Origin of the sequence: Actinomadura madurae, assembly GCF_900115095.1 — a bacterium.
In the GTDB taxonomy this organism is placed as follows: domain Bacteria; phylum Actinomycetota; class Actinomycetes; order Streptosporangiales; family Streptosporangiaceae; genus Spirillospora; species Spirillospora madurae.
In genome coordinates, this window is the sequence record NZ_FOVH01000014.1 from 70,735 (window position 1) to 94,433 (window position 23,699).

The 23,699-nt window shown below is 71.2% G+C and carries 23 protein-coding genes and 2 riboswitches; of the genes, 10 read left to right on the plus strand and 13 right to left on the minus strand.

The annotated features are described in order from the left end of the window. Nucleotides 1-375 (plus strand): hypothetical protein, encoded by a 375-nt coding sequence (locus BM339_RS32695; RefSeq protein ID WP_021594852.1) that lies wholly within the window; start codon nucleotides 1-3, stop codon nucleotides 373-375. 45 nt (nucleotides 376-420) lie between these two features. On the opposite strand, the gene BM339_RS32700 is transcribed toward BM339_RS32695, so the two are convergent. The 6 genes from BM339_RS32700 to gcvT form a co-directional block, all read right to left on the minus strand. After that, nucleotides 421-882 carry a pyridoxamine 5'-phosphate oxidase family protein gene (locus BM339_RS32700; RefSeq protein WP_075023363.1) on the minus strand — a complete coding sequence of 154 codons (462 nt, stop codon included), beginning with the start codon at nucleotides 880-882 and terminating at the stop codon, nucleotides 421-423. 158 nt (nucleotides 883-1,040) lie between these two features. Beyond that, nucleotides 1,041-1,532 carry a hypothetical protein gene (locus tag BM339_RS32705; protein WP_021594850.1) on the minus strand — a complete coding sequence of 164 codons (492 nt, stop codon included), beginning with the start codon at nucleotides 1,530-1,532 and terminating at the stop codon, nucleotides 1,041-1,043. A 147-nt stretch (nucleotides 1,533-1,679) separates the two neighbouring features. Beyond that, the gene (locus BM339_RS32710) at nucleotides 1,680-3,053 is read right to left on the minus strand and encodes an L-serine ammonia-lyase (RefSeq protein WP_075023364.1); all 1,374 of its coding nucleotides are present in this window, start codon (nucleotides 3,051-3,053) and stop codon (nucleotides 1,680-1,682) included. 56 nt (nucleotides 3,054-3,109) lie between these two features. Further along, entirely contained in the window at nucleotides 3,110-4,366 is a 1,257-nt protein-coding gene (locus BM339_RS32715) for a serine hydroxymethyltransferase (protein WP_075023365.1), read from the minus strand. Further along, entirely contained in the window at nucleotides 4,363-4,752 is a 390-nt protein-coding gene (gcvH, locus tag BM339_RS32720; protein ID WP_024935452.1) for a glycine cleavage system protein GcvH, read from the minus strand. The genes BM339_RS32715 and gcvH overlap by 4 nt, the downstream gene beginning before the upstream one ends. A gap of 56 nt (nucleotides 4,753-4,808) precedes the next feature. Next, entirely contained in the window at nucleotides 4,809-5,903 is a 1,095-nt protein-coding gene (gcvT, locus tag BM339_RS32725) for a glycine cleavage system aminomethyltransferase GcvT (protein WP_075023366.1), read from the minus strand. A gap of 73 nt (nucleotides 5,904-5,976) precedes the next feature. Next, a riboswitch (glycine riboswitch) is annotated at nucleotides 5,977-6,064 on the minus strand. Between the two features lie 4 nt (nucleotides 6,065-6,068). After that, nucleotides 6,069-6,164, minus strand: a riboswitch (glycine riboswitch). Between the two features lie 169 nt (nucleotides 6,165-6,333). On the opposite strand from gcvT, the gene BM339_RS32730 reads away from it, so the two are divergent. Beyond that, complete coding sequence (locus BM339_RS32730; protein WP_075023367.1) at nucleotides 6,334-7,632, plus strand: M50 family metallopeptidase; 1,299 nt, start codon at nucleotides 6,334-6,336, stop codon at nucleotides 7,630-7,632. A gap of 63 nt (nucleotides 7,633-7,695) precedes the next feature. Here BM339_RS32730 and cds1 read toward each other — a convergent pair whose 3' ends face one another. After that, complete coding sequence (gene cds1, locus BM339_RS32735) at nucleotides 7,696-8,793, minus strand: L-cysteine desulfhydrase Cds1 (RefSeq protein ID WP_024935451.1); 1,098 nt, start codon at nucleotides 8,791-8,793, stop codon at nucleotides 7,696-7,698. Nucleotides 8,794-8,881: 88 nt separating this feature from the next. Here cds1 and BM339_RS52530 point away from each other — a divergent pair, with 88 nt between their 5' ends. Further along, a complete protein-coding gene (locus BM339_RS52530) occupies nucleotides 8,882-10,078 on the plus strand; it encodes a hypothetical protein (RefSeq protein WP_075023368.1) in 1,197 nt (398 codons plus the stop codon). Nucleotides 10,079-10,233: 155 nt separating this feature from the next. On the opposite strand, the gene BM339_RS32745 is transcribed toward BM339_RS52530, so the two are convergent. Beyond that, nucleotides 10,234-11,760 carry an ATP-dependent DNA ligase gene (locus tag BM339_RS32745; RefSeq protein WP_075023369.1) on the minus strand — a complete coding sequence of 509 codons (1,527 nt, stop codon included), beginning with the start codon at nucleotides 11,758-11,760 and terminating at the stop codon, nucleotides 10,234-10,236. Between the two features lie 123 nt (nucleotides 11,761-11,883). On the opposite strand from BM339_RS32745, the gene BM339_RS32750 reads away from it, so the two are divergent. Then, entirely contained in the window at nucleotides 11,884-12,621 is a 738-nt protein-coding gene (locus tag BM339_RS32750; RefSeq protein ID WP_021596439.1) for a hypothetical protein, read from the plus strand. Nucleotides 12,622-13,185: 564 nt separating this feature from the next. Here the strand turns inward: BM339_RS32750 and BM339_RS32755 are convergent. Together BM339_RS32755 and BM339_RS32760 are read right to left on the minus strand one after the other, a co-directional pair. Next, nucleotides 13,186-14,046 (minus strand): SDR family NAD(P)-dependent oxidoreductase, encoded by an 861-nt coding sequence (locus BM339_RS32755; RefSeq protein ID WP_021596436.1) that lies wholly within the window; start codon nucleotides 14,044-14,046, stop codon nucleotides 13,186-13,188. A 41-nt stretch (nucleotides 14,047-14,087) separates the two neighbouring features. Then, on the minus strand, nucleotides 14,088-15,194 hold the full coding sequence (locus tag BM339_RS32760) for a ferritin-like domain-containing protein (protein WP_075023370.1): 1,107 nt from the start codon (nucleotides 15,192-15,194) through the stop codon (nucleotides 14,088-14,090). 119 nt (nucleotides 15,195-15,313) lie between these two features. On the opposite strand from BM339_RS32760, the gene BM339_RS32765 reads away from it, so the two are divergent. After that, nucleotides 15,314-15,973 carry a TetR/AcrR family transcriptional regulator gene (locus tag BM339_RS32765; RefSeq protein WP_021596434.1) on the plus strand — a complete coding sequence of 220 codons (660 nt, stop codon included), beginning with the start codon at nucleotides 15,314-15,316 and terminating at the stop codon, nucleotides 15,971-15,973. Here BM339_RS32765 and BM339_RS32770 read toward each other — a convergent pair. Further along, on the minus strand, nucleotides 15,927-16,571 hold the full coding sequence (locus tag BM339_RS32770; protein ID WP_235206432.1) for a TetR/AcrR family transcriptional regulator: 645 nt from the start codon (nucleotides 16,569-16,571) through the stop codon (nucleotides 15,927-15,929). The genes BM339_RS32765 and BM339_RS32770 overlap by 47 nt on opposite strands. Before the next feature lie 83 nt (nucleotides 16,572-16,654). Between BM339_RS32770 and BM339_RS32775 the strand changes: the two genes are divergently transcribed. Next, nucleotides 16,655-18,139: a flavin-containing monooxygenase gene (locus tag BM339_RS32775; protein WP_075023371.1), complete on the plus strand. Its 1,485-nt coding sequence runs from the start codon at nucleotides 16,655-16,657 to the stop codon at nucleotides 18,137-18,139. Then, the gene (locus tag BM339_RS32780; protein WP_218163818.1) at nucleotides 18,136-18,516 is read left to right on the plus strand and encodes a nitroreductase family deazaflavin-dependent oxidoreductase; all 381 of its coding nucleotides are present in this window, start codon (nucleotides 18,136-18,138) and stop codon (nucleotides 18,514-18,516) included. The genes BM339_RS32775 and BM339_RS32780 overlap by 4 nt, the downstream gene beginning before the upstream one ends. 25 nt (nucleotides 18,517-18,541) lie before the next feature. Here the strand turns inward: BM339_RS32780 and BM339_RS32785 are convergent, their stop codons facing one another. Then, on the minus strand, nucleotides 18,542-19,189 hold the full coding sequence (locus tag BM339_RS32785) for a TetR/AcrR family transcriptional regulator (protein ID WP_021596430.1): 648 nt from the start codon (nucleotides 19,187-19,189) through the stop codon (nucleotides 18,542-18,544). Nucleotides 19,190-19,296: 107 nt separating this feature from the next. Continuing rightward, nucleotides 19,297-20,529 (minus strand): PucR-like N-terminal domain-containing protein, encoded by a 1,233-nt coding sequence (locus BM339_RS32790; protein ID WP_075023372.1) that lies wholly within the window; start codon nucleotides 20,527-20,529, stop codon nucleotides 19,297-19,299. Nucleotides 20,530-21,005: 476 nt separating this feature from the next. Between BM339_RS32790 and BM339_RS32795 the strand changes: the two genes are divergently transcribed. Genes BM339_RS32795 through BM339_RS32805 form a run of 3 tightly spaced genes read left to right on the plus strand, consistent with a single transcriptional unit; the run spans nucleotide 21,006 to nucleotide 23,699 of the window. Continuing rightward, the gene (locus BM339_RS32795) at nucleotides 21,006-22,019 is read left to right on the plus strand and encodes an ABC transporter ATP-binding protein (protein ID WP_024935445.1); all 1,014 of its coding nucleotides are present in this window, start codon (nucleotides 21,006-21,008) and stop codon (nucleotides 22,017-22,019) included. 53 nt (nucleotides 22,020-22,072) lie between these two features. Further along, the gene (locus BM339_RS32800) at nucleotides 22,073-22,861 is read left to right on the plus strand and encodes an MlaE family ABC transporter permease (RefSeq protein ID WP_075023373.1); all 789 of its coding nucleotides are present in this window, start codon (nucleotides 22,073-22,075) and stop codon (nucleotides 22,859-22,861) included. A gap of 1 nt (nucleotide 22,862) precedes the next feature. Continuing rightward, on the plus strand, nucleotides 22,863-23,699 hold the full coding sequence (locus BM339_RS32805; RefSeq protein WP_021596426.1) for an MlaE family ABC transporter permease: 837 nt from the start codon (nucleotides 22,863-22,865) through the stop codon (nucleotides 23,697-23,699).

Consider the following 23,699-nt stretch of genomic DNA (forward strand, 5'->3'; position numbering starts at 1 on the left):
ATGGAACCGGTGACGGTCATTGTCGCCGCGCTCAGCGCGGGTGCGGCGGCAGGTCTCGGCGACACCGCCGCCGACGCCGTCCGGGACGCCTACGGCAAACTGCGGGAACTGGTCGCGGCACGGCTGGCGGGTGGGGGCGCCGCCGAGGTCGCCCTCGCAGAACACCAGAACGACCCGGATACCTGGGAGGCTCCGCTGGCCAGGGCACTCCTGGATCGGGGTGTGGAGGGCGACACCGAAGTTCTGGCGGCCGCCCGGGCGGTTCTCGAACTTCTCGGTCACGGTCGTGTGGCCGAGTACAACGTCACGGTGACCGGATCGCAGGGTGTGCAGGTCGGTGACAACGCACGACAGGTCAACAACTTCGGGCAGTAATGCCCAGCCGTGGATCGTGTCCTGCGGGCGGGGAAGGGACGGCGGCTAATCCAGCCATGTGCCGTCGCGCATGATGACTCTGCCGTGCAGTTCCGGCTCGCCGCGCCAGGCGCGCACGATTTTCGGGACCACGCGGACATAGATGAATGACTCTTCCTCCGTGCGCGGGTCCCATCCGAATTTGGCGGTGAAGGCTTCCGCTGCGTCTCCGGGTACGTCCTGGTCCAGGAAGCATTCGGCGTCGCCCTGGAGGAGTACCACGTCGAGGGTGTCCGGCAGCGCCAGGCGCACGCGCGGCTCCTCGCGGACGTTCCGTGCGGTCGCGGACGTGGCGCTGGTGCACATCCACACCGCCTGCCCGTCCCACACGAACCACAGCGGGATCTGGTGCGGGCCGTGCTCGGGGTGTGCCGTCGCCACCCATATGTCCCGCTCGGTCCGGAGCCGTTCAAGGGTGTCGCGCCTGCGCTCGGCCGCCTCGCGGCGAACGATGCCCGTGCTCTGCATGAGTGCCGACCCTAGCCAGCAGACTCGCAGCGCACATGAGGCGAAGGACCTACTCCCGGCGACCGAGGAACCTCTCAGCCTTCCAACCGGGCTGCTCAGCGAGGCGGTGCGCGGTGCCCTGCTTGGGGCATCGCGCACCTGCGCCGTCAGCGACCGCGTCAGGGCGTGCGGGTGCGTACGCGACCGACCACGGTGGCGATGACCGCGAAGACCAGGCCGGTCCCCACACCGATGATCGTGGCGATTCCCACCGTGTAGCCGCGAAGGGCGAGTTCCTGGAACGCCGGGCTGAACTTCTCGGCGAAGTCCGATGCACCGGCCGTCGGCTTGTTCCCGTACCCCGCGGCCGCGTTCCAGAGCACCTGGTGGACGATCGACAGCGAGAGCGCGTACAGCGCACCGAGGACGACGAAATCCATGAACGGCTTGCTGGTCCTGCGGAAGACCGCCACCGCGAGCCAGGCGGCGAACGGGGCCAGGGCCAGGAAGTAGTACAGCAGACCGCTTTCCGGCTCAACGATGTCCAGGTCGGCGAGAACGGTCCGAGGCAGCCCGACGGCGACCAAGGCCAGCATCAGTCCGGCGGGCATGTCCGTCAGCCGCATCGGCCGGGGCGCCTTCGTCTCCGTGCGGGTCAGCAGGGTGTTCATGGGCTTTCTCCTCTTTCGACTGCACGTCAGTCTCGCCGGGAGCCCAAGGCCGGACATCTGCTCGGAGGAGACACCCGCACTACCGCAGCCGAGGTACGCCGCATGCCGCCGGGTACTCCCGTCACCGGTCCAGGCCGTCCTGCGGCGTCAGCATTCGATGACGTTGACGGCCAGGCCGCCCCGCGACGTCTCCTTGTACTTGTCGAGCATGTCGCGGCCGGTGTCGCGCATCGTCTTGATGGCCTTGTCGAGGGAGACGAAGTGGCGGCCGTCGCCGCGGAGGGAGATGCGGGCGGCGCTGATGGCCTTGATGGCGCCGACGGCGTTGCGCTCGATGCAGGGGACCTGGACGAGGCCGCCGACCGGGTCGCAGGTGAGCCCGAGGTTGTGCTCGATGCCGATCTCGGCGGCGTTCTCGACCTGCTCGGGGGCGCCGCCGAGGACCTCGGTGAGGGCGGCGGCGGCCATGGAGCAGGCGGAGCCGACCTCGCCCTGGCAGCCGACCTCGGCGCCGGAGATGGACGCGTTCTGCTTGAACAGGACGCCGATCGCGCCCGCTGCCAGCAGGAAGCGGACGACGCCGGCGTCGTCGCAGCCGGAGACGAAGCGGTCGTAGTAGTGCAGGACGGCCGGGATGATCCCGGCGGCGCCGTTCGTGGGGGCGGTGACGATGCGGCCGCCGGCGGCGTTCTCCTCGTTGACGGCGAGGGCGAAGAGGGTGACCCAGTCCATGGCGTGGAGGGGGTCGGAGGCCTTCTCGGTCGAGAGCTGCCGGTGGAGCTGCGGTGCGCGGCGGCGGACCTTCAGGCCGCCCGGCAGTAGGCCCTCGCGGGTGCAGCCCCGGGTCACGCAGGCGCGCATCACGTGCCAGAGGTCCAGGAGGCCGTCGTGGATCTCGGTGGCGGTGCGGCCGAACGCCCTCTCGTTCTCCAGCATGAGCGCGGAGATCGACAGGCCCGTCTCCCTGCAGCGTTCGAGGAGTTCGGCGGCCGTCTCGAAGGGGTGGGGCAGGACGGTGTCGTCGGGCTTGATGCGGTCGGCGCCCGTGGCGTTCTCGTCCACGATGAAGCCGCCGCCGACGGAGTAGTAGACCTTCGAGCGCAGTTCGCCGCCGGCGGCGTCCAGGGCCGTGAAGAGCATGCCGTTGGGGTGGCCCGGCAGGGACTTCTTGCGCTCGAAATGCAGGTGCTCGTTGACCACGAAGGGGATGTCGTGGTCGCCGAAGAGGCGCAGGGCGCCGCGCTCGCGGATCGCCGCGAGGCGTTCGTCGACGCGGTCGACGTCGACCAGCTCGGGTTTGTCGCCCTCAAGGCCGAGGATGACGGCCTTGTCGCTGCCGTGCCCCTTACCCGTGAGGCCGAGAGAGCCGTACAGGACGACCTGGACGGAGGCCGTCTTCTCCAGCAGGCCGTCCTGGCCGAGGCCGCGGGCGAAACGGTGCGCGGCGGCCATCGGGCCGCCCGTGTGGGACGACGACGGCCCGATACCGATCTTGAACAGGTCGAAGACGCTGATGGCCATGCGCTACCTCGGTGCGGCCGCGCCCCCTCCCGGGCAGGGGAGGGGGCGCCCGGACGTCACAGGTTCGGGTACAGGGGATGCGCGTCCGCGAGGGCCTTCACGCGGGCCGCGAGGGCGTCGCGGTCGAAGCCCGGCTGGAGGGCCAGCGCGATGACGTCCGCGACCTCGGCGAAGTCCGCGGCGCTGAAGCCGCGGGTGGCGAGGGCGGGCGTGCCGATCCGCAGGCCGGACGTCACCATCGGCGGGCGCGGGTCGTTCGGCACCGCGTTGCGGTTGACGGTGATGCCGATGTCGTGCAGGCGGTCCTCGGCGTCCCGCCCGGTGAGGTCGGAGTCCACCAGGTCGACCAGGACGAGGTGGACGTCCGTCCCGCCGGTGAGCACCTTCACGCCGGCCTTGGCGGAGTCCTCGGCCAGCAGCCGCTCGGCGAGGATCTTCGCGCCCTCGACGGTGGCCGCCTGCCGGGCCCTGAACCCGTCCGACGCGGCGATCTTGAGTGCGACGGCCTTGGCGGCGATCACGTGCTCCAGCGGGCCGCCCTGCATGCCCGGGAACACCGCGGAGTTGATCTTCTTGCCGTACTCCTCGCGGGCCAGGATCAGGCCGCCGCGCGGGCCGCCGAGCGTCTTGTGCGTGGTGGTCGTGACGATGTCGGCGTGCGGCACCGGCGACGGGTGCAGGCCCGCCGCGACGAGCCCGGCGAAGTGCGCCATGTCGACCATCAGCAGCGCCCCGACCGAGTCGGCGATCCGCCGGAACGCCGGGAAGTCGAGCTGCCGCGGGTAGGCCGACCAGCCCGCCACGATCATCTTCGGCCGGTGCTCCGCCGCGAGCGCGGCCACCTCGTCCATGTCGACCAGGCCGTCCTCGCCCCGGACGTGGTACGGAACCACGTTCAGCACCTTGCCGGAGTAGTTCAGCCGCATCCCGTGCGTGAGGTGCCCGCCGTGCGCGAGGTCGAGGCCGAGGATCGTGTCGCCGTGCTGGAGCAGCGCGAAGTAGACCGCCGTGTTCGCCTGCGCCCCGCTGTGCGGCTGGACGTTGGCGTGGTCCGCGCCGAACAGCGCCTTGGCCCGGTCGATCGCGAGCTGCTCGGTGACGTCGACGTGCTCGCAGCCCCCGTAGTAGCGCCGGCCCGGGTAGCCCTCGGCGTACTTGTTCGTCAGGACGGAGCCCTGCGCCTCCAGCACCGAGACCGGGGCGAAGTTCTCCGACGCGATCATCTCGAGGGTCTGCTGCTGCCGCCGCAGCTCCGCCGCGACCGCCTCGGCGACCTCCGGGTCGGCCGCCGCGAGGGAGTCGTCCAGGCTCATGATTCCTCGATCAGCTTGTCGTAGGCGGCGGAGTCGAGCAGGTCGCCGGGCTCCTCCGAGATCCGGACCTTGAAGATCCAGCCCTCGCCGTACGGGTCGTCGTTGATGACCTTCGGCTCGTCCACCACGGCGCTGTTGATCGCGGTGATCTCGCCGCTGACGGGGGAGTAGATGTCGCTGACCGACTTGGTCGACTCCACCTCGCCGCACGGCTCGCCCGCCTCGACGGTGTCGCCCTCGGACGGCTGCAGCTCCAGGTAGACGATCTCACCGAGCGCGTCGGCGGCGTGCGCGGTGATGCCGACCGTGACGATGCCGTCCTCGCCGCCGAGGCCCGACACCCACTCGTGCTCCTCGCTGTAGCGGAGCTCCTCAGGAACGCTCACGATCACTTCTCTCTTCTCAATGTGGGGGCCGACCCCCACACCCCCGGACAACTACTTCAGGAACGCTTGTAGAACGGCAGGTTCACCACGTCCACGGGCTCGTGCCGGCCGCGGACGTCCACGGCGAGGTCCGTCTCCCCGACGCCGCTGTCGAGGTACGCCATGGCGATCGGCGTGCCCAGTGTGGGCGACGGGGCGCCGCTCGTCACGACCCCGCACGGCGTGCCGCCGGACGTGACGACCTGGTATCCCTTGCGGGGCGCGCGCCGGCCCCGCGCCACCAGTCCGACGAGCCTACGGCCCGGCGGGGTCTGCGCCTGCGCCGCCAGGGCGGTCTTACCCACGAAGTCGCCCGGCTTGTCCAGCTTCACGACCCGGCCGAGGCCCGCCTCGAACGGGGTGGTCTCGGCGGTCAGCTCGTTGCCGTACAGCGGCATGCCCGCCTCCAGGCGCAGCGTGTCGCGGGCCGACAGCCCCGCCGGGACGACCCCGTCCACCGCGGCGAGCGCCTTCCACAGCGGGACGGCGTCCGCGGCGTCGACGAACAGCTCGAATCCGTCCTCGCCCGTGTAGCCGGTGCGCGCGATGAGCGCGTCGACGCCCGCGACCCGGTCGGCGAGGATCGCGTAGTACTTGAGGTCCGCGAGCGGCGCGCCGGTCAGGCCTTCGAGGATCGACTGGGAACGCGGGCCCTGGAGGGCGATCAGCGCGTACGACGCGGACCGGTCGTCCACGGCCGCCTCGAAGTTCGCGGCGCGCTCGGCCAGCGCGTCCCGGACGACGTCCGCGTTCGCGGCGTTCGCGACGACCATCCAGGTCTCGTCCGCGAGCCGGTAGACGATCAGGTCGTCCAGGACGCCGCCGTCCTGCCCGCAGATCATCGTGTAGCGGGCCTTGCCGACCGGCATCGGCGACAGGTTCCCGACCAGCGCGAAGTCGAGCGCCGCGCCCGCGCCCGGACCGGAGAGGAAGATCTCTCCCATGTGCGACAGGTCGAACAGCCCGGCCCCGGTGCGTACGGCCTGGTGCTCGGCGGTCTCGCTCGCGTAGCGCAGCGGCATCAGGTAACCGGCGAAGTCGACGAGGTTCGCGCCGAGGTCCTCATGGACGTCGTGCAGCGGCGTCTTCTTCGCAGTCGAATCGGCGGACATGGGTTGGGCTCCTTCGTCACGGGCGCACGTGGTCCATCGTCCCACCCGCGCACCGGGCGTCTCGGTGCCTCCCCCTCTGTCATCGGCGCCTGAGAGCTTCACCCGCCTGCGCGGCGGGCTTTCACCTTCGGCGGGGGACGTGAGTCCCCGCTTTCCAGAGGTCGCCTGGCCCGTGCGGTCCGTGGGCCTGAGAGGTTCCGGGGAGGATTTGCTCCTTCGGCGTCCCCGGCCGGCTGCAGGGGACTCTCCCGCACGGGATGATCGGCGGGCCTCATTATTGCATTTCCCTCCCGGCGCGGGCGACGCCCCGCTGCGCATGCTCAGCAGTTCACTCCGGGCTTCAACCGGAATGCGGCGCGCTAACGTACTCTGAGGTGATTGCCAACGCTCACCCCCCGGCGCGGGGTGCACGACCGGAGGGGCACGACGCATGGTCTACTACCTGGCTGGGGCGTTGATCCTCTTCTTCGGCCTGCTGGTGTCCATCGCGTTGCACGAACTCGGGCACTTCTCGTTCGCCAAGCTGTTCAAGGTCCGGACGACCCAGTTCATGGTCGGGTTCGGCCCGACGATGTGGTCCCGGCACCGGGGCGAGACCGAGTACGGCGTCAAGTGGATCCCGCTCGGCGGCTACATCCGCATGATCGGGATGCTGCCGCCGCGCAAGGGCGACGCCCCGGGGCAGGTCCGCCGGGTCAGCACCGGCCCGTGGCAGGGGCTCATCGAGAACGCCCGCGGCGCGGCGCTGGAGGAGGTCGGCCCCGGCGACGAGGACCGCGTCTTCTATGCCAAGAAGTGGTGGCAGAAGCTGCTGATCATGTTCGGCGGCCCCGCGATGAACCTGCTGCTGTCGGTGATGTTCTTCGCGATCCTGCTGATGGGCATCGGCACCAACCAGCCGCAGCCGGTGATCAAGGAGGTCGCCGAGTGCATGGTGCCGGCGAGCTCCGAGGCCACCACGTGCCCGGCGGACGCGGCGCCGACGCCCGCCCGGCAGGTCGGGCTCCAGCCGGGCGACCGGATCGTGGCGTTCGACGGCCAGAAGATCGACGACTACGCGCAGCTGCAGAAGCTCATCCGCGGGGACGGCGGGCAGACCGTCCCGATGACCGTCCAGCGGGACGGGCGGGAGCTGGCGCTGAACGTCCCGATCACCCGTAACCAGATGTACGACCTGGAGGACGAGGACAAGGTCGTCAACGTCGGGTTCCTCGGGATCACGCCGGACAGCGCGATCGAGCGGCAGGGCCCCGGCGCGGTCGCCAGCACGATGGGCGACCTGACCGCGCGCACCACGGGCGCGCTGCTCCGGATGCCGCAGAAGATGGTCGGCGTCTGGAACGCGGCCTTCGGCGGCGACGAGCGCGACCCGAACGGCCCGATCGGCGTCGTCGGCGTCAGCCGCATCGGCGGCGAGGTCGCCGCGTCCGAGGACTTCTCCGGGATGGAGAAGGTCTCCTTCTTCGTGATGCTGCTCGGCTCGCTGAACCTCGCGGTCGGCCTGTTCAACCTGGTCCCGCTGCTGCCGCTGGACGGCGGCCACATCGCCGGCGCGCTGCTGGAGGCGATCAAGAAGGCGTTCGCGAAGATCTTCCGCAGGCCCGACCCCGGCTACGTGGACGTCGCCAAGGCGCTGCCGGTGACCTACGTGATGGCGGTCGTCCTGATCGTCATGGGCGGCCTGCTCATCTACGCCGACCTGTTCAACCCGGTCCGTGTCACGGGATAGCCGTCACGCTGTCGGCCGTCATGGGGTCGGCCGTCATGGGGTCGGCCGTCATGGGGTCGGCCGTCACGCGATGTCCGGCATCTCGCCGGTCTTGAGGAAGCCGTTCAGCGCGGCCAGGTACGGCGCGATGTCGAGGCCCTGCGCCGCGAGCCACGCGTCCGAGCGGTACGTGTGCGCGTAGCGCTCGCCACCGTCGCAGATCAGCGTGACGACGCTCCCGCGCTCCCCGCGCGCCCGCATCTCCGCGATCAGTTCCGCCGCGCCCCACATGTTGGTGCCGGTGGAGCCGCCCACGTCCCGGCCGCTGACCTCGCTCGTCCAGCGCATCGCCGCGACCGACGCCGCGTCCGGCACCCGGATCATCCGGTCGATCACCGTCGGCAGGAACGACGGCTCGACGCGCGGGCGCCCGATGCCCTCGATCCGCGAGCCCGCCGCGGTCCGCTCCGGGTCGCCGTCGGCGAACGAGCCGTGGAACGCCGAGCCCTCCGGGTCGACGACGGCGAGGCGCGTCTGGAACATCCGGTACCGCGCGTACCGGCCGATCGTCGCGGACGTCCCGCCGGTGCCCGCGCCGACGACGATCCAGGACGGTTCCGGGAACCGCTCCAGCCGCATCTGCTCGAAGATCGACTCGGCGATGTTGTTGTTGCCGCGCCAGTCCGTCGCCCGCTCGGCGTAGGTGAACTGGTCCATGAAGTGGCCGCCGCACTCGGCGGCGAGCCGGCGCGACTCGTCGTAGATCGAGGACGGGTCGTCCACCAGATGGCAGCGGCCGCCGTGGAACTCGATGAGCTGGATCTTCTCCGGGCTGGTGGACGCGGGCATCACCGCGACGAACGGCAGGCCGAGCAGCCGCGCGAAGTACGCCTCCGACACCGCGGTCGACCCGCTGGACGCCTCGATGATCGTCGTGTCCGCGTGGATCCAGCCGTTCGCCAGCGCGTAGAGGAACAACGAGCGCGCGAGCCGGTGTTTCAATGAACCCGTCGGGTGGACGGACTCGTCCTTCAGGTAGAGGTCGATGCCCCACTCCGGCGGCAGCGGGAACACGTGCAGGTGCGTGTCGGCGCTGCGGTTGGCGTCGGCGTCGACGAGCCGGATCGCCTCGGCGGTCCACGCCCGGTACCCGGGGTCGCAGCGATCCACGGTGCGGCTCACGGCGGTGCCCTCCTCGATCGTCGTCGATCGGCCGGGTCCCACGATATCCGCGCATGTCGCAGGGCATCATGGAGGCTGCGGGGGGCAGATGATCGAGATGTTCGACGAACGCATCGTGGCCACCGGGCGGCTGCCGCTGTTCGGTTTCTTCGTCGCGTTCATCATCACGTTCGTGCTGACGCGGATCAACGTCCGGCTGATCCGCGCGAACGTGCGGTGGTGGTTCCGCAACATCACGGCCGGTGACCTGCACATCCACCACGTGGTGTTCGGCGTCGTGCTGATGCTGCTGGGCGGGGTGGCGAGCCTCGCCGTCCCGGACGCCTACGTCGGCCTCGACCTGGTGGCGGCCGCCGTGTTCGGCATGGGCTCCGCCCTCGTCCTGGACGAGTTCGCCCTGATCCTGCACCTCAGCGACGTGTACTGGACGGAGAAGGGCCGCGCGTCCGTCGACGCCGTGTTCGTCGCGATCGCGGTGACGGGGCTGCTGCTGCTCGGCATCCGCCCGCTCGGCTACGAGGGGATCGCGCCCGACCCGGGCACCGGCGTCCTCACCCGCGTCTACGTCGCCTCCCTGGTCGTCAACCTCGTGTTCGCCGTGGTGACGCTGCTGAAGGGCAAGATCTGGACGGGTCTCATCGGCCTGTTCGTGCCCGCGCTGCTGATCGTCGGGGCGATCCGGGTGGCGCGGCCCGGCTCGCCCTGGTCGCGCTGGCGCTACGGCCCCGACTCGCGCAAGTACCAGCGGGCCGTCCGGCGGGAGAGGCTGTTCCGGCGGCCGCTGATCCGCGCCAAGATCTGGGTGCAGGAGTTCATCGCGGGACGGCACGACCTCATCCCGCCGGAGCTGCTGCAGCGCCGCGCCGAGGCCGCCGAGCGGGCCCGCCGCCGGCGGCTGGCCCGCGCCGAACGCCGCGCCGCGGCCCGTGCCGGGCGCAGGGCCGCGGCGCGCGCGGAACGCCGGTCCGGGCGCCGGTCGGGGCGGCGGGGCGCCCGCAGGGCCGCGCCGGAGGGGGAGCGCGGTCCCCTCGGCGGCCCTCTCGTCCGTGCCCAGCGCACCGCCGGGATCTGGGCCGAACGCCGGTCCGGGACCCGCGCCCGGAGTCGCACCTTCTCCCGCACCCGCCGCAAGGCCGCGTCCCGCGTGCGGACCCGCGCCGTGCCCAGGCGCAGACGCCCCGGCCCGGAGGAGGACGCACCGCCGGGGCCTCCGCCAGAGGAACGGACAGGCCCCCCGGCGGGGACGCCCGGTGCCGTGAACGAGCGCGGCCGGCCCAGTCCGTGACGCGCTAGTCCGTGGCGGGCCAGTCCGTGGCGGGCCAGTCCGTGACGCGCTAGTCCGTGACGCGCTAGTCCGTGGCGGGTTAGTTCGTGGCGGGCCAGTCCGTGACGCGCTAGTCCGTGGCGGGTTGGTCCGTGGCGGGGTTGGTCCGTGGCGGGCTAGTCCATGATGGGGGCGACAGCGCGGACGGTGTCGATCGTGTCGGCCTCGGAGGCGGCCTTGTCGGGGCGGTAGCGCAGGACGCGCGCGAAGCGCAGCGCGATGCCGCCGGGATAGCGCGGGCTGTGCTGGACCCCGTCGAACGCGATCTCGACGACCAGCTCCGGGCGGACGTGCACGGTCCAGGAGTCCTCGCGCACCGCCAGCTCGCGGAGCTTCTCGGTCTGCCAGGCGAGCAGCTCGTCGGTGAGGCCCTTGAACGTCTTGCCGAGCATGACGAACCCGCCGGTCTCGGGGTCGCGGGCGCCGAGGTGCAGGTTGGACAGCAGGCCCTGGCGGCGCCCGTGCCCCCACTCGACGGCGAGGACGACGAGGTCGAGGGTGTGCCGCGGCTTCACCTTGATCCATCCGGCGCCGCGCCGGCCCGCCGTGTAGGGGGTGTCGAGGGACTTCACCACGACGCCCTCGTGCCCGCGCGCGACCGCCTCGTCGAAGACCTCCTTGGCCCGTGCGGGGTCGCCGGTCACCACCCGCGGCATCCGCAGCTCCTCGGGCACCACCCGGGCCAGCGCCGCGTTCCGGTCGGCGCCGGGGGCGTCCAGCAGGTCGGTGCCGTCCAGGTGCAGGACGTCGAAGAGGTACACGCTCAACGGGACGGGCTCGGTGTTCTTCGCCGTCCGGGTCGCGGTGCGGGCCGCGGTCACCTGGAAGGGATGGGGGCGGCCGTCCGGCCGGAGCGCGATCAGCTCGCCGTCGAAGACCGCGGCGCGGGCGGGCAGGCCCCGCACCGCCTCGACGACCTCGGGCAGCCGGGCGGTGATCTCGTCGAGCGTCCGGGTGAACACCCGCACCTCGCCGCCGGACACGTGCACCTGCGCGCGGATCCCGTCCAGCTTCCACTCGACGGCCGCCTCCGCCTTGAGCTTGCCGAACGCCTCGTCGACGGACGGCGCCGACGCCGCGAGCATCGGCTTGACCGGACGCCCGACCTCCAGGGTGAACCCGCGCAGCGCGTCGACCCCGCCGGCGAGCGCGGCGGTGGCGACCGGGCCGAGCGACCCGCGCAGCATGACCGCGCGCCGCACCTCGGCGGACGGCACGCCGGCCGCCGCCGCGATCGCCTCGGCCATCACCCCGTCCAGCGCGCCCTGCCGCAGTTCGCCCGCCAGCAGCCGGATGAGGAAGCCCTGCTCGGCGCGGGTCGCGCGGCCGAGCAGCGCCGCGACCAGCTCGCGCCGCCGGGCGACCGACCCGGTGCCCGACACCGCGCCGATCTCGGTGAACGCCGCGTCCACCTCCGTGACGGTCAGCGACGGCCGCGCCGCGGGCTCCGGGACGTCCCGCAGCGCGGCGTACCCCACCCCGATCTGGCGTTGCGGCAGCTCACCCGACAGGTAGGCGACCACGGTCGCGGCCTCGCCGGGCTCGGCCGCGCGCAGGCACTCCGCGAGCGCGGTTACCTTGGCCTTGCGGCCCGCGGTGCCCGCGACCGCCTCCGACGTCCGCGTGATGTCCGCTATCAGCACCCCTTCATTGTGACCACGGGGTCTGACGATCGGCACCCGCCGGGGGCCTGGTCAGGGGCGGCGGGGCTGGCTACGTTGGCGAGAGGCGGACCTGTGTCCAGACGGGGGAGTGAGGAGCGGGGCGTGGGCCTTCAGCGTCCGGTCGAGCCGTTCCACCGGCCGTACGCCGGGCCGGAGCCGCCGGCCCCGGCCCGCCGGCCGAAGCGGCTGCTCGTGCTGCTGGTGGGCGTCGTCGCGTTCGCGGTGGCGGCGGTGACGGTGTTCCTGATGGCGCCCGGCCGGCGCGACGGCGGCACGGACAGGGCCGCCGTCACGCCCCGGGGCAGCGCGTCGGCGCCGGCGGCCCCGATGCAGCAGGGCCGGGTCGTGAAGGCGCTCCCGGCGCCCTGCGGGACGGTGTCGGCGGCCACCGTCGAGAAGGCCGTCCCGAAGGCGTCGAAGCGGCAGAACGCGAACTCGACGCTCACCACGTGCACGTTCTCCTCGACCGGCTCGGCCTTCCGCTGGCTGCGGGTGGAGGCGCACCTGTACGCGCCGGCCGACACCGCGACACCGGTGCAGGACGCCGAGGGCTTCTACGACGCGCAGTGGGCCCAGGCGCACGACGCCCCGCTCGTCCGCACCATCACGCTGGAGCGCGCCACCGGGATCGGGGACGAGGCGTACCGCTGGTTCAAGGCCGACGAGGGGCAGCCGACCGTGGTCGGGCAGGTCACGGCGCGGACCCGCAACGCCGTCTTCACGGTCAGCTACAGCGAGCGGGCGCCCGCGGCGGCGGAGCGGGACGCCCGGGAGCGGGCCTGCCTCGCCACGGCGACGGCCGCCGCCCGCGAGGTCCTCGCCGCACTGAATCATTTCTGACCTGAATCGGCCGATCATGGCATATTCACTGTCAACAGCTTCTAAGGTGTTTCGTAAAGGGGAGGAATGCCGATCAAGCTCCCGGTCCAGGTCGGATGGTCGGCATATGAGAAAGCCTGGGAGGAGGAGGTCGACGCCGTGACCGTCCAAGCGGTAGGGGTGTCCTGGGTGTAGGTGAGGACCAGGTCAGGCCATTGAACTCGACGATGGGCCGCGGAGTGGACCCCGCTCCGCGGCCCTTATCGCGTTCTGGGAGTGGACCAGCGCCCGCAATTTACCGAAGCATTTTCTAACAACCGGTTCGACGTCAAGATAATTGGCCGCCGGGTAGAACCGGTTACCGTTCCAGGAGCCCGGTGCGTATCCACACGTCACGCGCCCGCCCGTCCAGGAAACCGACCCCGTCGAAGAACAAGGTGCACTTCCGAACCACCCACCCCATCACCCCGCGCCCGTTGATCCGATGCCGGAACTGACGCTGCCCGCGCTCCGCGAGGGTTCCCTGACCGATGTACGCGGGGAGAGGATCGTTGTCAGGTCGCATGGTTTGGTTGAGCGCGGGAGCTAGGACTTGGTGGGGATCCTGGCCAGGAGGCGTAGGGATGCGGGGGACACCCTGGACAGGGTGTGCAGGAGGTGGCCCTCGACGTTCACGGGGACCACGGGCTTGTTCTTGACGATGGCGTGGACGACCCGCTCGGCGACCTTCTCCGGCGGGTAGTTGCGCAGCCTGATGGCCTTGGTGCCGCGGTCGCGCAGGCGGCTCAGGGCGGGGGCGTCGTCCCCCACGTAGCGTGCGTTCCTGACGATGTCGGTGCTGACGAAGCCGGGGCAGACGGCGGTGACGCCGATCCGTGACCCCGCCAGTTCGGCGCGCAGGCACTCGCTGAGCATGAGGACGCCGGCCTTCGTCGTGCAGTAGGCCGGCATCGCCCGCCACGGCGCGAACGCGGCGGCGGACGCGATGTTGACGATGTGGCCGCCGAAGTTCGGCTTGTCGGGCTTGTTCGGCAGGGCGTGGACGCGGTCGCGCATCTGCCGACCGAACAGCCGACAGCCGTGCACGACGCCCCACAGGTTCACCCCGAGGATGTGCTCCCAGTCCTCCACGCCGGTGTCGAGGAAGGAGCCGGCGACCGCGATGCCCGCGTTGTTGACGACGATGTCGGGGACCCGGTGGGCCTCCTTCACCTCGGCGGCGAAGGCCTCCATGGCGGCGGCGTCCGCCACGTCCACCTCGTAGGCGGTGCCGCCCGCGCCGAGCGTCTTGGCGAGGACGGCGGTCCGCTCGGCGGCGGGCAGGTCGATGTCCGCGGCGACGACGCTCGCGCCCCCCTCGGCCAGTGCGAGGGCGACGGCCCGCCCGATTCCGCCGCCGGCTCCGGTGACGACGGCGAGGGCGCCGTCGAAGCGCGCGAGTGGCATCACAACCTCCGAGGTGTCCGGGTCGAGTGATCCAACCGTACTCAGCCCGCCGCGGCGTCGGCGATCACGGCGTCGACCTCGGCCTTGCGGTCGGCCTCCTCGGCGGCGAACCGCTCGGTGTCCAGCTTCTCGGCGATCTCCTCGTCCTGGTTCATGAGGGCGTCGAGGTCGGCCTTGGGCATGTCCAGGACGCCCATGTCGTCGTAGGTCCGCTGGATGCGCTCGCTCCACAGCCCGATGTCCCTCACGCACGGGACGATCCGGCTGAACAGCAGGCTCTGGAACATCCTCATGTAGGGGGAGTTCTCCACCAGCTCGTCGACCTCCTTCGGGTCGATGCCGAAGTTGGTCCAGATCTCCCTGCCGCGGATGCGGTCGCGCATCAGGTAGCAGCCCTCGATGACGAAGTCCTCGCGCTCGCGGAGCTCGGCGGGCGAGAGCTGCTTGTAGTAGTCGCGGAGGGCCAGGCGGCCGAACGCGACGTGGCGCGCCTCGTCCTGCATGACGTAGGCGAGGATCTGCTTGGGCAGCGGTTTGGTGGTGATGTCGCGGATGACGCCGAACGCGGCGAGCGCGAGGCCCTCGACGAGCACCTGCATGCCGAGGTAGGGCATGTCCCAGCGGGAGTCGGTGAGGGTCTCGTCCAGCAGGTCCTGCAGCTTGGTGTTGATCGGGTAGACCATCCCGACCTTCTCGTGCAGGAACCGCGTGAACAGCTCCACGTGGCGCGCCTCGTCCATCGCCTGGGTGGCGGAGTAGAACTTGGAGTCGAGGTCGGGCACCGACTCCACGATCCGGGCGGCGGTGACCATCGCGCCCTGCTCGCCGTGCACGAACTGGGAGAACTGCCACGACGTGGAGTGCCGCCGCAGTTCGCCGCGCTCCTTCTCCGACAGCATGTCCCAGTACTTCGTCCCGTAGATGGCGAGGGACTGGTCGGGGACGCCGAGGATGTCGTGCGGATCGACCTCGACGTCCCAGTCGATGCGCTTGGCGGCGTCCCACTGCTTGTCCTTGCCCTTCTGGTAGAGGGCGAGGAGACGGTCGCGCCCGTCGTCGTACTCCCAGGTGAACCTGGCGTCGCCGGCCATCGGGACGTTCCAGGTCTCGGCCGGGACGGGGTCGGTGTAGAGGTCGTGTGTCGACAAGGGAGCTCCTCCCCGAGCCGCAGACGTACGATGTACGTCTTACGTACAATGTACGTACGGTGGCATGGGACACTGAGCGGTGTCAACGGCGGGAGGGAGCGGAAGCGATGGTGAGGCGCGTGACCTCCGACACCCCGCGTCCGGGCCTGACCCGCGCGCGCATCGTGCAGGCGGCCGTCGCGCTGATCGAGCGGGAGGGCGCGGACGCGCTGTCGATGCGCCGCGTCGCGGCCGAGCTGGACGTCGCCGTCATGTCCCTCTACAACCACGTCCCGAACAAGGGCGCGCTGCTGGAGGGCGTCGCCGAGCACGTCGTGGCGGGCCTGGAGCTGCACGACGACCCGTCCGAGCCGTGGCAGGAACGCGCCCGCGCCCTCGTCCGGGCGTTCCGCAAGGTCGCCCACGACAACCCGCGCTGCATGTCGATCGTCCTCACCCACAAGGTCGACACCCCGGTCGGGCTGCGCCCCGCCGAGCGCGCCCTGGCGCTCGCCGCCGCGGCCGGGTTCGACGGGGAGACGTCCGTGCGCATCATGCGCGCCCTCCTCGCCTACGCGCTCGGCGCCCAGCTGCGCGAGATCGGTATGGCGAAGATGCTCGGGCACCTGGCCGAGAACGGCGCCGAGTCGTGGACGCGACTCGACCCGGAGGAGTTCCCGCACGTCCTCGCCTACGGTCCCGCGCTGGCCGACGTCGATCCCGAGACCGACTTCGAGTTCGGCCTCGACCTGCTCATCGGGGCTCTGGAGGCGCTTCCCCGGCGGACAGGTACGGGCTGAGGCCCTTCCAGCAGAAATCGGTCATGTAGCGGGCCGCGTCCTTCGCCGACACGTCGGGCCGGCTCGTCTGCCACTGCGCGAGCCGCTCGCTCGCGCCGATGATGATCTCGGTGTAGGCGGCCACGGCGCCGGACGGCGCGGACGGCGCGAACGTCGCGAGCACCCCGGCGATCAGCGTGCTCTGCTGCCGCCGCGTCGACTCGACGGCCTCGATGGTCTCCGGCGAGGCGGCCGTCGGCTCGCGCAGCAGCATCGCGAACGACCTGCTGTGCTCGTCGATGAACTCGAAGTAGGCGACCATGCCGCGCCAGAGGATGTCCTCGGGGGTGGTCGCGCCCGCCATGGCCTTCCGCGTGACGTCGAACAGCTCGGCCTTGGACCGGCTCACGCAGGCGACGAGCAGCCCGTCCTTGGAGCCGAAGTACTCGTAGAGCATCGGCTTGGAGACCCCGCACCGCTCGGCGATCTCGTCCATGGAGGTGGCCTGGAAGCCGCGCTCGCCGAACACCTGCTCCGCCACGTCCAGCATCTGCCGCTCGCGCTCGGCCCGGGACATCCGGCGCCGGTGCGACGGGGGCCGCGATGTGGCGCCACTCACAGAAGAATCCCCTCTGTTGGACCTACCGTCAGTAACCTACTCCGGGTAACTTACCGGCAGTAGGTTATCCGAGAGGAGGGGTCATGAGCGAGCGCGCCCCGGCGATCGTCATCATCGGCTCGGGATTCGCCGGCCTCGGCATGGCGATCCGGCTCAAGCGGTCCGGCTTCCACGACTTCGCCGTCCTGGAGAAGAGCGACGCGCTCGGCGGGACGTGGCACGACAACACCTACCCGGGCTGCGCCTGCGACGTCCCCTCCCACATGTACTCCTTCTCCTTCGAGCTGAACCCGCGCTGGACGCGCATGTTCGCGCCGCAGCCGGAGATCCGCGCCTACATGGAGCGCACCGCCGACAAGTACGGGGTGCGCCGGCACATCCGCTTCGGCGCGGCCGTCGACTCCATGGAGTACGACGACGCCGCCCGCCGCTGGAACGTCACGCTCGCCGACGGGTCCGTCCTCACCCCGAAGGCCATCGTGTCCGGCATCGGCGCCCTGCACGTCCCGTCCTATCCGGAGCTGCCGGGCATCGAGCGGTTCCAGGGGACGGCCTTCCACTCCGCCGAGTGGGACCACTCCTACGACCTCGCGGGCAAGCGGGTCGCCGTCATCGGGACGGGCGCGTCCGCGATCCAGTTCGTCCCGAAGGTCGCCGAGCAGGCGGCCGACCTCGTGGTGTTCCAGCGGACGCCGCCGTGGATCCAGCCCAAGCCGGACGTCGCCATCCCGGCGCCCGTCCGCACCCTCTTCGCGCGGGTCCCGGGCGCCGCCCGCGCCTTCCGCGGCGGCATCTACTGGGCGCTGGAGGCCCGCGCCGTCGGCTTCACCATCGACCCGCGCCTGTCCGGGCCGCAGGAGCGCCTCGCCCGCCGGCACATGGAGAGGCAGATCCCCGACCCGGAACTGCGCGCCAAGGTGACGCCGGACTACCGGATCGGCTGCAAGCGGATCCTGCTGTCCAACGACTACTATCCGGCGCTCGCCCGCCCCGACGTGGAGGTCGAGACGTCCGGCGTCGCCGAGGTCCGGCAGAACTCGATCGTCACCGAGGACGGACGCGAGTACGAGGTCGACTGCATCATCTACGGCACCGGCTTCAGGGTGACCGACGCCATCACCGACCTGCGCGTCACCGGCCGCAACGGCACCAAGCTCCAGGAGATCTGGGCCGACGGCGTCGAGGCGCACCGCGGCACCACGATCCCCGGCATGCCGAACTTCTTCATGCTGCTCGGCCCGAACACCGGCCTCGGCCACAACTCCGTCGTCTTCATGATCGAAGTTCAGATCCAGCACGTGCTGAGCTGCCTGCGGCTGCTCCAGGAGACCGGCAGCGACACGATCGAGCCGAAGCCCGAGGCCCTCCGCCGCTTCAACGACCGCATGCAGAAGCGGCTGCGCCGCGCCGTCTGGAACGAGGGCGGCTGCAAGAGCTGGTACCTGGACGAGAACGGCGTCAACCGCGCCCTCTGGCCGGGCCACACGTTCGAGTTCTGGGCGAGCACCCCCGCACGGCGAAGCCGGACGAGTTCGTCCTCACCCGCTGAGGTAGGCATGGGGTCATGATGAAACCGCTGATGCCGCGATCGCTCGCCCGCTTCAACAGGGTCGTCACGAACCGGGTGCAGGGCGTCTACGCCCCCTACCTGCCGCCCTTCGCGATGATCGTGCACCGGGGCCGCCGCTCGGGCCGCGAGTACCGGACGCCGGTCACCGCGTTCCGCAGCGGCGGCCGGCTCATCGTCGGCCTCCCGTACGGCCGGGACGCCGACTGGGTCCGCAACCTGCTCGCCGAGGGACGCGGCGGCGTGGAACGCCTCGGCCGCGTCCGCCGGATAGGCAACCCGCGCGTGCTGACCGCCGCCGACTCCGCCGAACTCCCGCCCCCGGCCCGCCTCGCCACCCGCCACATGGACATCCTCGTCGCCGACCTCGAGGACTGACCGAACCGCGGCGAGGCGGCCCGGGTTACTTGGCGGTGGCGAAGATGGGGCGGAAGCCCGCGATGAGCTGGCGGATCACCGGGCGCTGCTCGGCGGGGGTGCGGCCGCGCAGGTCGTGGATGGGGTCGAGGCCGTCGTAGTACGGGGCGAGCGCGAGGAACGGCAGGACGGTCATCAGCCAGGTGGCGAGGACGTCGAGGTCGGCGTCCTCGCGGATGTCGCCCTGCGCCTTCCACAGGTGCAGCGTCGGGTGGATGACCTGCAGGTAGTGCTGGTTGGCGGTGTCGCGGACGACGGAGCGGACGCTGTTGTCGAGCTCGAAGTTCGTCGCCGCGGTGACGCCGCGCTCAAGCGGGTGGTCGGCCATGTACTCGGTCCAGTCGCACAGGACGTCGAACAGCCACTCGTCGAAGGTCTGGTCGAAGTCGATGCGCTCGATGCGGCGCTCCATCTCCTCGCGGATGCGGCGGGACGTCTCGTCGCAGACGAACGCGAAGAACTCCAGCTTGTCGCTGAAGTACTGGAAGAGCGAGCCCTTGGCGATGCCGGCCTCGCGGGCGATGGTGTTGAGGCTGCCGGTCGAGTACCCGTGCTCCCCGAACTCGCGCATCGCCACTTCGAGCACGCGCTCGCGCTTGGCGACGTTCAGGCGGAACCAGGTCGACGTCGGCATGGACCCCTTCGACTTTCCGTCATGAGCCGGTAACCAGAAGGTCAGGATAACGGTCCGTGGCGTCCCGTGTGACCCGAAGCGTCACCGGCGCCCCATGCCGGGCGCGGTCACCGGTCGCCGGGGACGCTCCGGCGGCCGGGCCTGCGGCGCCGGTACAGGCTCGCGGCGCGGAGGGTGGCGTCGAGGGAGAAGCGGGCGTCGGCGTCCTCCAGGCTGTCGCCGAGGTAGCTCTCCAGCTGGCGGAGCCGGTACCGGACGGTCTGGGGGTGGATCTTGAGCCGCTCGCCGATGTCGACCGCGGTCGCCCGGGTGGTGACGGACTCGGCGAGCGTCTCGACGAGGCGTTTGCGCTGCCCGTCCGACACGTCCCGCAGCGGTTCCAGATGCCGGCGGGTGAGCTCCTCGATCAGCGGCGGGTCGGACAGCAGCCACATGGTCATCAGGTGGTTCTGGCACGGGATGAGGGAGGCGTCCGGGATGACGCCCTCCTCGGCGAGGGCGAGGACGCGGCGGGCCCAGCGCAGCGAGTGGGTCGCGCGTTCCAGCGGCAGGGTGAGGCCGAGGACGCAGCTCGCGTCGGCCAGGGCGGCGTGCAGCATGGCCTGGCGTTCCGCGGTGAGCGGTCCGGGGACGAGCAGGCACGGTTCGGCCGAGTCGAAGTCGATGAGGACGTCGGCGTCGAGCGCGGAGCGGGTGCAGGGCGCCTCGGGGTGGATGGCGACGAGGGTGGCCTCCGCCGGGAGCGGCCACCAGCCGGTGGACTTGGCGAGGTCCTCGATGGCCTCGGGGACGACGGCGGGACGCTGCAGGATGAGGTGCAGCAGCCGGCGCCGCTCCTCGCGGCGGCGCACGTCCGCGTGGCAGGTGGCCTGCTGGTAGCCGAGGCGGGCCTGCGCGACGGCCTCGTCCAGGTAGACGAGCATGGCGTCGACGGTGGTCGCCACGACCGAGGTGGGGATCCGCTCGCGCTCGGCGACGATGACCGTGCGGCGCCAGGCGACGTGGAAGGCGATCCGGGTCGCGGCCTGGAGGTGGTCGAGGGTGCGCCCCTCGACGGCCTCGAAGTGCCCGAAGGCGCGGCAGGTCTCGTCGCGCTGGGCGGTGGCGGCGGCGGGGTCGGCGTCCCTGTCGGCGAAGGAGGCCAGCAGCAGGCCGATGCCGTGCCGGAGGAGCTGGTCGTAGGCGGAGCGCTCCGGCCGGTCGTACTCCGGGATCGCCCGCTTGATCTCGGTGACGATCTCCCGCGCCACATCGGCCAGCTCCGCCCGCAGCAGGCCCAGGAAATCGGCGGAGGTGATCTGACTCCGGTCGTGTTCGGACAATTCCAATGCCTGGGACATGGGAAAGAGAAACCTCCGCATCGGGGCCGGCCGGGCATCCGGCGCCGCGCCTTCCGTCCCGGCCGGGACGGCGGTGCCGGGTGGCGTGTGCCGAACGGAAGGGCGACACCCTGGGGCGAGATCGGAAACACCGCGAACATAAAGTCGACCGTCGCCGCTGGCAAGGGTCGGCGGCGTGATCGGGTGCGGTTCGGTGCGGTTTTGCGCGCGATGTGACAAGAACGGCGTTCGGTTGCTGGCCCGGTGACAACCGGAGGCCGGCAGGCCCCTGGGGCAGGGGGCTGCGGGCCATCATGTTACCGCCCGGTAGTCACTGGGCGGCGAATCCCGGCCGAGCGGAGACTAAGCCGGTGACAAAAACGGCCGCCATTTATCGAATTGCGTCCTGAACCCCGTGCGACCCTATTGAATGCGAGAGCTACTCGGCCGTAACGTTCCGCCGGACAGAGCAGCCTTATCGCGAGTGGCGGTGTTCGTTGGGAATTGAAGTCGTCGTGGAGGGCCTGACCAAAGCCTTCGGCACGCAGACGATCTGGCGCGGCGTCACCCTGACGCTGCCCGCCGGTGAGGTGAGCGTGCTGCTCGGGCCTTCCGGCACGGGCAAGACGGTCTTCCTCAAGTCGCTGGTCGGGCTGCTCAAGCCCGAGGAGGGCCGGGTGCTGATCGACGGCGTCGACATGGTCAACGACCCCGACCGCACGGTCTTCGAGGCCCGCAAGCGGTTCGGCCTGATGTTCCAGGACGGCGCCCTCTTCGGGTCCATGCCCCTCTACGACAACATCGCGTTCCCGCTCCGCGAGCACACCCGCAAGAAGGAGTCCGAGATCCGGCGGATCGTGATGGAGCGCATGGAGATGGTCGGGCTCGCCGGCGAGGAGCGCAAGCTGCCCGGCCAGATCTCCGGCGGCATGCGCAAGCGCGCCGGCCTCGCCCGCGCCCTCGTCCTCGACCCGGAGATCATCCTGTGCGACGAGCCCGACTCCGGCCTGGACCCCGTCCGCACCGCGCACATCTCCCAGCTGCTGATCGACGTCAACGCGCGGATCGACGCGACCATGCTGATCGTCACGCACAACATCGACATCGCGGCGACCGTCCCGGACAACATCGGGATGCTGTACCGCCGCGACCTCATCGCGTTCGGCCCCCGCGAGGCGCTGCTCACCAGCGACGAGCCGGCCGTCACGCAGTTCCTGCACGGCGACACCCGCGGGCCGATCGGGATGTCGGAGGAGAAGGACGCCGCGCTGCTCGCCGCCGAGGCCGCCGCGGCCGCGGCCGCCCAGACCAACGGCCCGGCGCGCGGCCGCCGCACCATCGAGATCCCGCCGCAGCTGCGTCCCACCGCCGGGATGCCGCCCCGGCAGGCCGAGCGCCGGCACGCGCTGCGCGTCGACGCGATGCTCCCGCGGCTCTCCCACCAGGCGCAGCAGGCGATCTGGGCCAACCGCAGGCACGTGGCGGAAGGCGGCGGCGATGGCGCGAACTGACGAGCCGACCGCACCGCGCGGCGACGCGCGCGGGCCCGAGGAAGGAGACGCGCGTGGCGGCACCTGACACCGCCGTCCCCGGCGCCGGCGCGCTGCGCCAGGTCGGGCGGCTGTTCGCGCTCGCCGGGACGGTGCTGGCGATGACGTTCCGCCGGCCCTTCCAGCTCCGCGAGCTGATCCAGCAGTTCTGGTTCATCGCGTCGGTGGCCATCCTGCCGACCGCGCTCGTGTCCATCCCGTTCGGCGCGGTCATCTCGCTCCAGGTCGGGTCGCTGGCCAAGCAGCTCGGCGCGCAGTCGCTCACCGGCGGCGCCAGCGTCCTCGCGGTGGTGCAGCAGGCGAGCCCGCTGATCGTGGCGCTGCTGATCTCCGGCGCGGCCGGGTCGGCGATCTGCGCCGACCTCGGCTCCCGGACGATCCGCGAGGAGATGGACGCGATGGAGGTGATGGGCGTCTCGCCCGTCCAGCGCCTCGTCGTCCCGCGCGTGCTGGCCTGCATGGCCGTCGCGGTGCTGCTCAACGGCCTGGTCTCCGTCGTCGGCGTCGCCGGCGGCTACTTCTTCAACGTGATGATGCAGGACGGGACGCCGGGCGCCTACCTCGCCTCGTTCTCCGCCCTCGCGCAGCTGCCCGACCTGTACGTCAGCGAGCTGAAGGCGCTGCTGTTCGGGTTCATCGCCGGGGTGGTGGCCGCATACCGCGGGCTGAACCCGAGCCCCGGCCCGAAGGGCGTCGGCGACGCGGTCAACCAGTCGGTCGTCATCACGTTCCTGCTGCTGTTCTTCGTCAACCTCGTGCTGACGGCGATCTACCTCCAGGTCGTCCCCCCGAAGGGGGCGTGACGTGGCGATCCCCGGTGCGCGCCGGTTCCGGCCGGTCAAGCTCGTCTCCTGGCTGGACGATCCCGGCGACCAGCTCGGCTTCTACGTCCGGGCGCTGCTGTGGACGCCGCGCGCCCTGCGCCGCTACCTGCGCGAGTCGCTGCGGCTGCTCGGCGAGGTCGCCTTCGGCAGCGGCGCGCTCGCGGTCATCGGCGGCACCGTCGGCGTGATGATCGGCATGACGGTGTTCACCGGCGTGGTCGTCGGGTTGCAGGGCTACGCCGCGCTCGACCAGATCGGGTCCGCCGCGTTCACCGGCTTCGTGTCGGCCTACTTCAACACCCGGGAGATCGCGCCACTGGTGTCCGGCCTGGCGCTGTCGGCGACGGTCGGCGCGGGCTTCACCGCCCAGCTCGGCGCGATGCGGATCAACGAGGAGATCGACGCCCTGGAGGGCATGGGCATCCAGTCGGTGCCCTACCTGGTGACCACCCGCATCATCGCGGGCAGCGTGGCGATCGTCCCGCTGTACGGGATCGGGCTGCTCAGCTCCTACGTCGCGTCCAGACAGGTGACGCTCTGGTTCAACGGGCAGTCGGCAGGCACTTACGACCACTACTTCAACATCTTCCTCGCCCCCGAGGACGTGGTCCTGTCGTTCGTCAAGGTGCTCATCTTCAGCGTCATGGTCGTGCTGGCGCACTGCTACTACGGCTACCGCGCGGTCGGCGGCCCCGCCGGCGTGGGCGTCGCCGTCGGCCGCGCGGTCCGCACCGCGATCGTGCTGATCAGCGTGACGGACTTCTTCATCAGCCTCGCCATCTGGGGCGCGACGACGACGGTGAAGGTGACGGGCTGA

Bases quoted from the DNA above. Each gene is read 5' to 3' on its own strand.
- BM339_RS32695 (WP_021594852.1), top strand. From the start codon at position 1: ATGGAACCGGTGACGGTCATTGTCGCCGCGCTCAGCGCGGGTGCGGCG.
- BM339_RS32700 (WP_075023363.1), bottom strand. From the start codon at position 882: ATGCAGAGCACGGGCATCGTTCGCCGCGAGGCGGCCGAGCGCAGGCGC.
- BM339_RS32705 (WP_021594850.1), bottom strand. From the start codon at position 1,532: ATGAACACCCTGCTGACCCGCACGGAGACGAAGGCGCCCCGGCCGATG.
- BM339_RS32710 (WP_075023364.1), bottom strand. From the start codon at position 3,053: ATGGCCATCAGCGTCTTCGACCTGTTCAAGATCGGTATCGGGCCGTCG.
- BM339_RS32715 (WP_075023365.1), bottom strand. From the start codon at position 4,366: ATGAGCCTGGACGACTCCCTCGCGGCGGCCGACCCGGAGGTCGCCGAG.
- gcvT (WP_075023366.1), bottom strand. From the start codon at position 5,903: ATGTCCGCCGATTCGACTGCGAAGAAGACGCCGCTGCACGACGTCCAT.
- BM339_RS32730 (WP_075023367.1), top strand. From the start codon at position 6,334: ATGGTCTACTACCTGGCTGGGGCGTTGATCCTCTTCTTCGGCCTGCTG.
- BM339_RS52530 (WP_075023368.1), top strand. From the start codon at position 8,882: ATGATCGAGATGTTCGACGAACGCATCGTGGCCACCGGGCGGCTGCCG.
- BM339_RS32755 (WP_021596436.1), bottom strand. From the start codon at position 14,046: ATGCCACTCGCGCGCTTCGACGGCGCCCTCGCCGTCGTCACCGGAGCC.
- BM339_RS32775 (WP_075023371.1), top strand. From the start codon at position 16,655: ATGAGCGAGCGCGCCCCGGCGATCGTCATCATCGGCTCGGGATTCGCC.
- BM339_RS32780 (WP_218163818.1), top strand. From the start codon at position 18,136: ATGATGAAACCGCTGATGCCGCGATCGCTCGCCCGCTTCAACAGGGTC.
- BM339_RS32785 (WP_021596430.1), bottom strand. From the start codon at position 19,189: ATGCCGACGTCGACCTGGTTCCGCCTGAACGTCGCCAAGCGCGAGCGC.
- BM339_RS32790 (WP_075023372.1), bottom strand. From the start codon at position 20,529: ATGTCCCAGGCATTGGAATTGTCCGAACACGACCGGAGTCAGATCACC.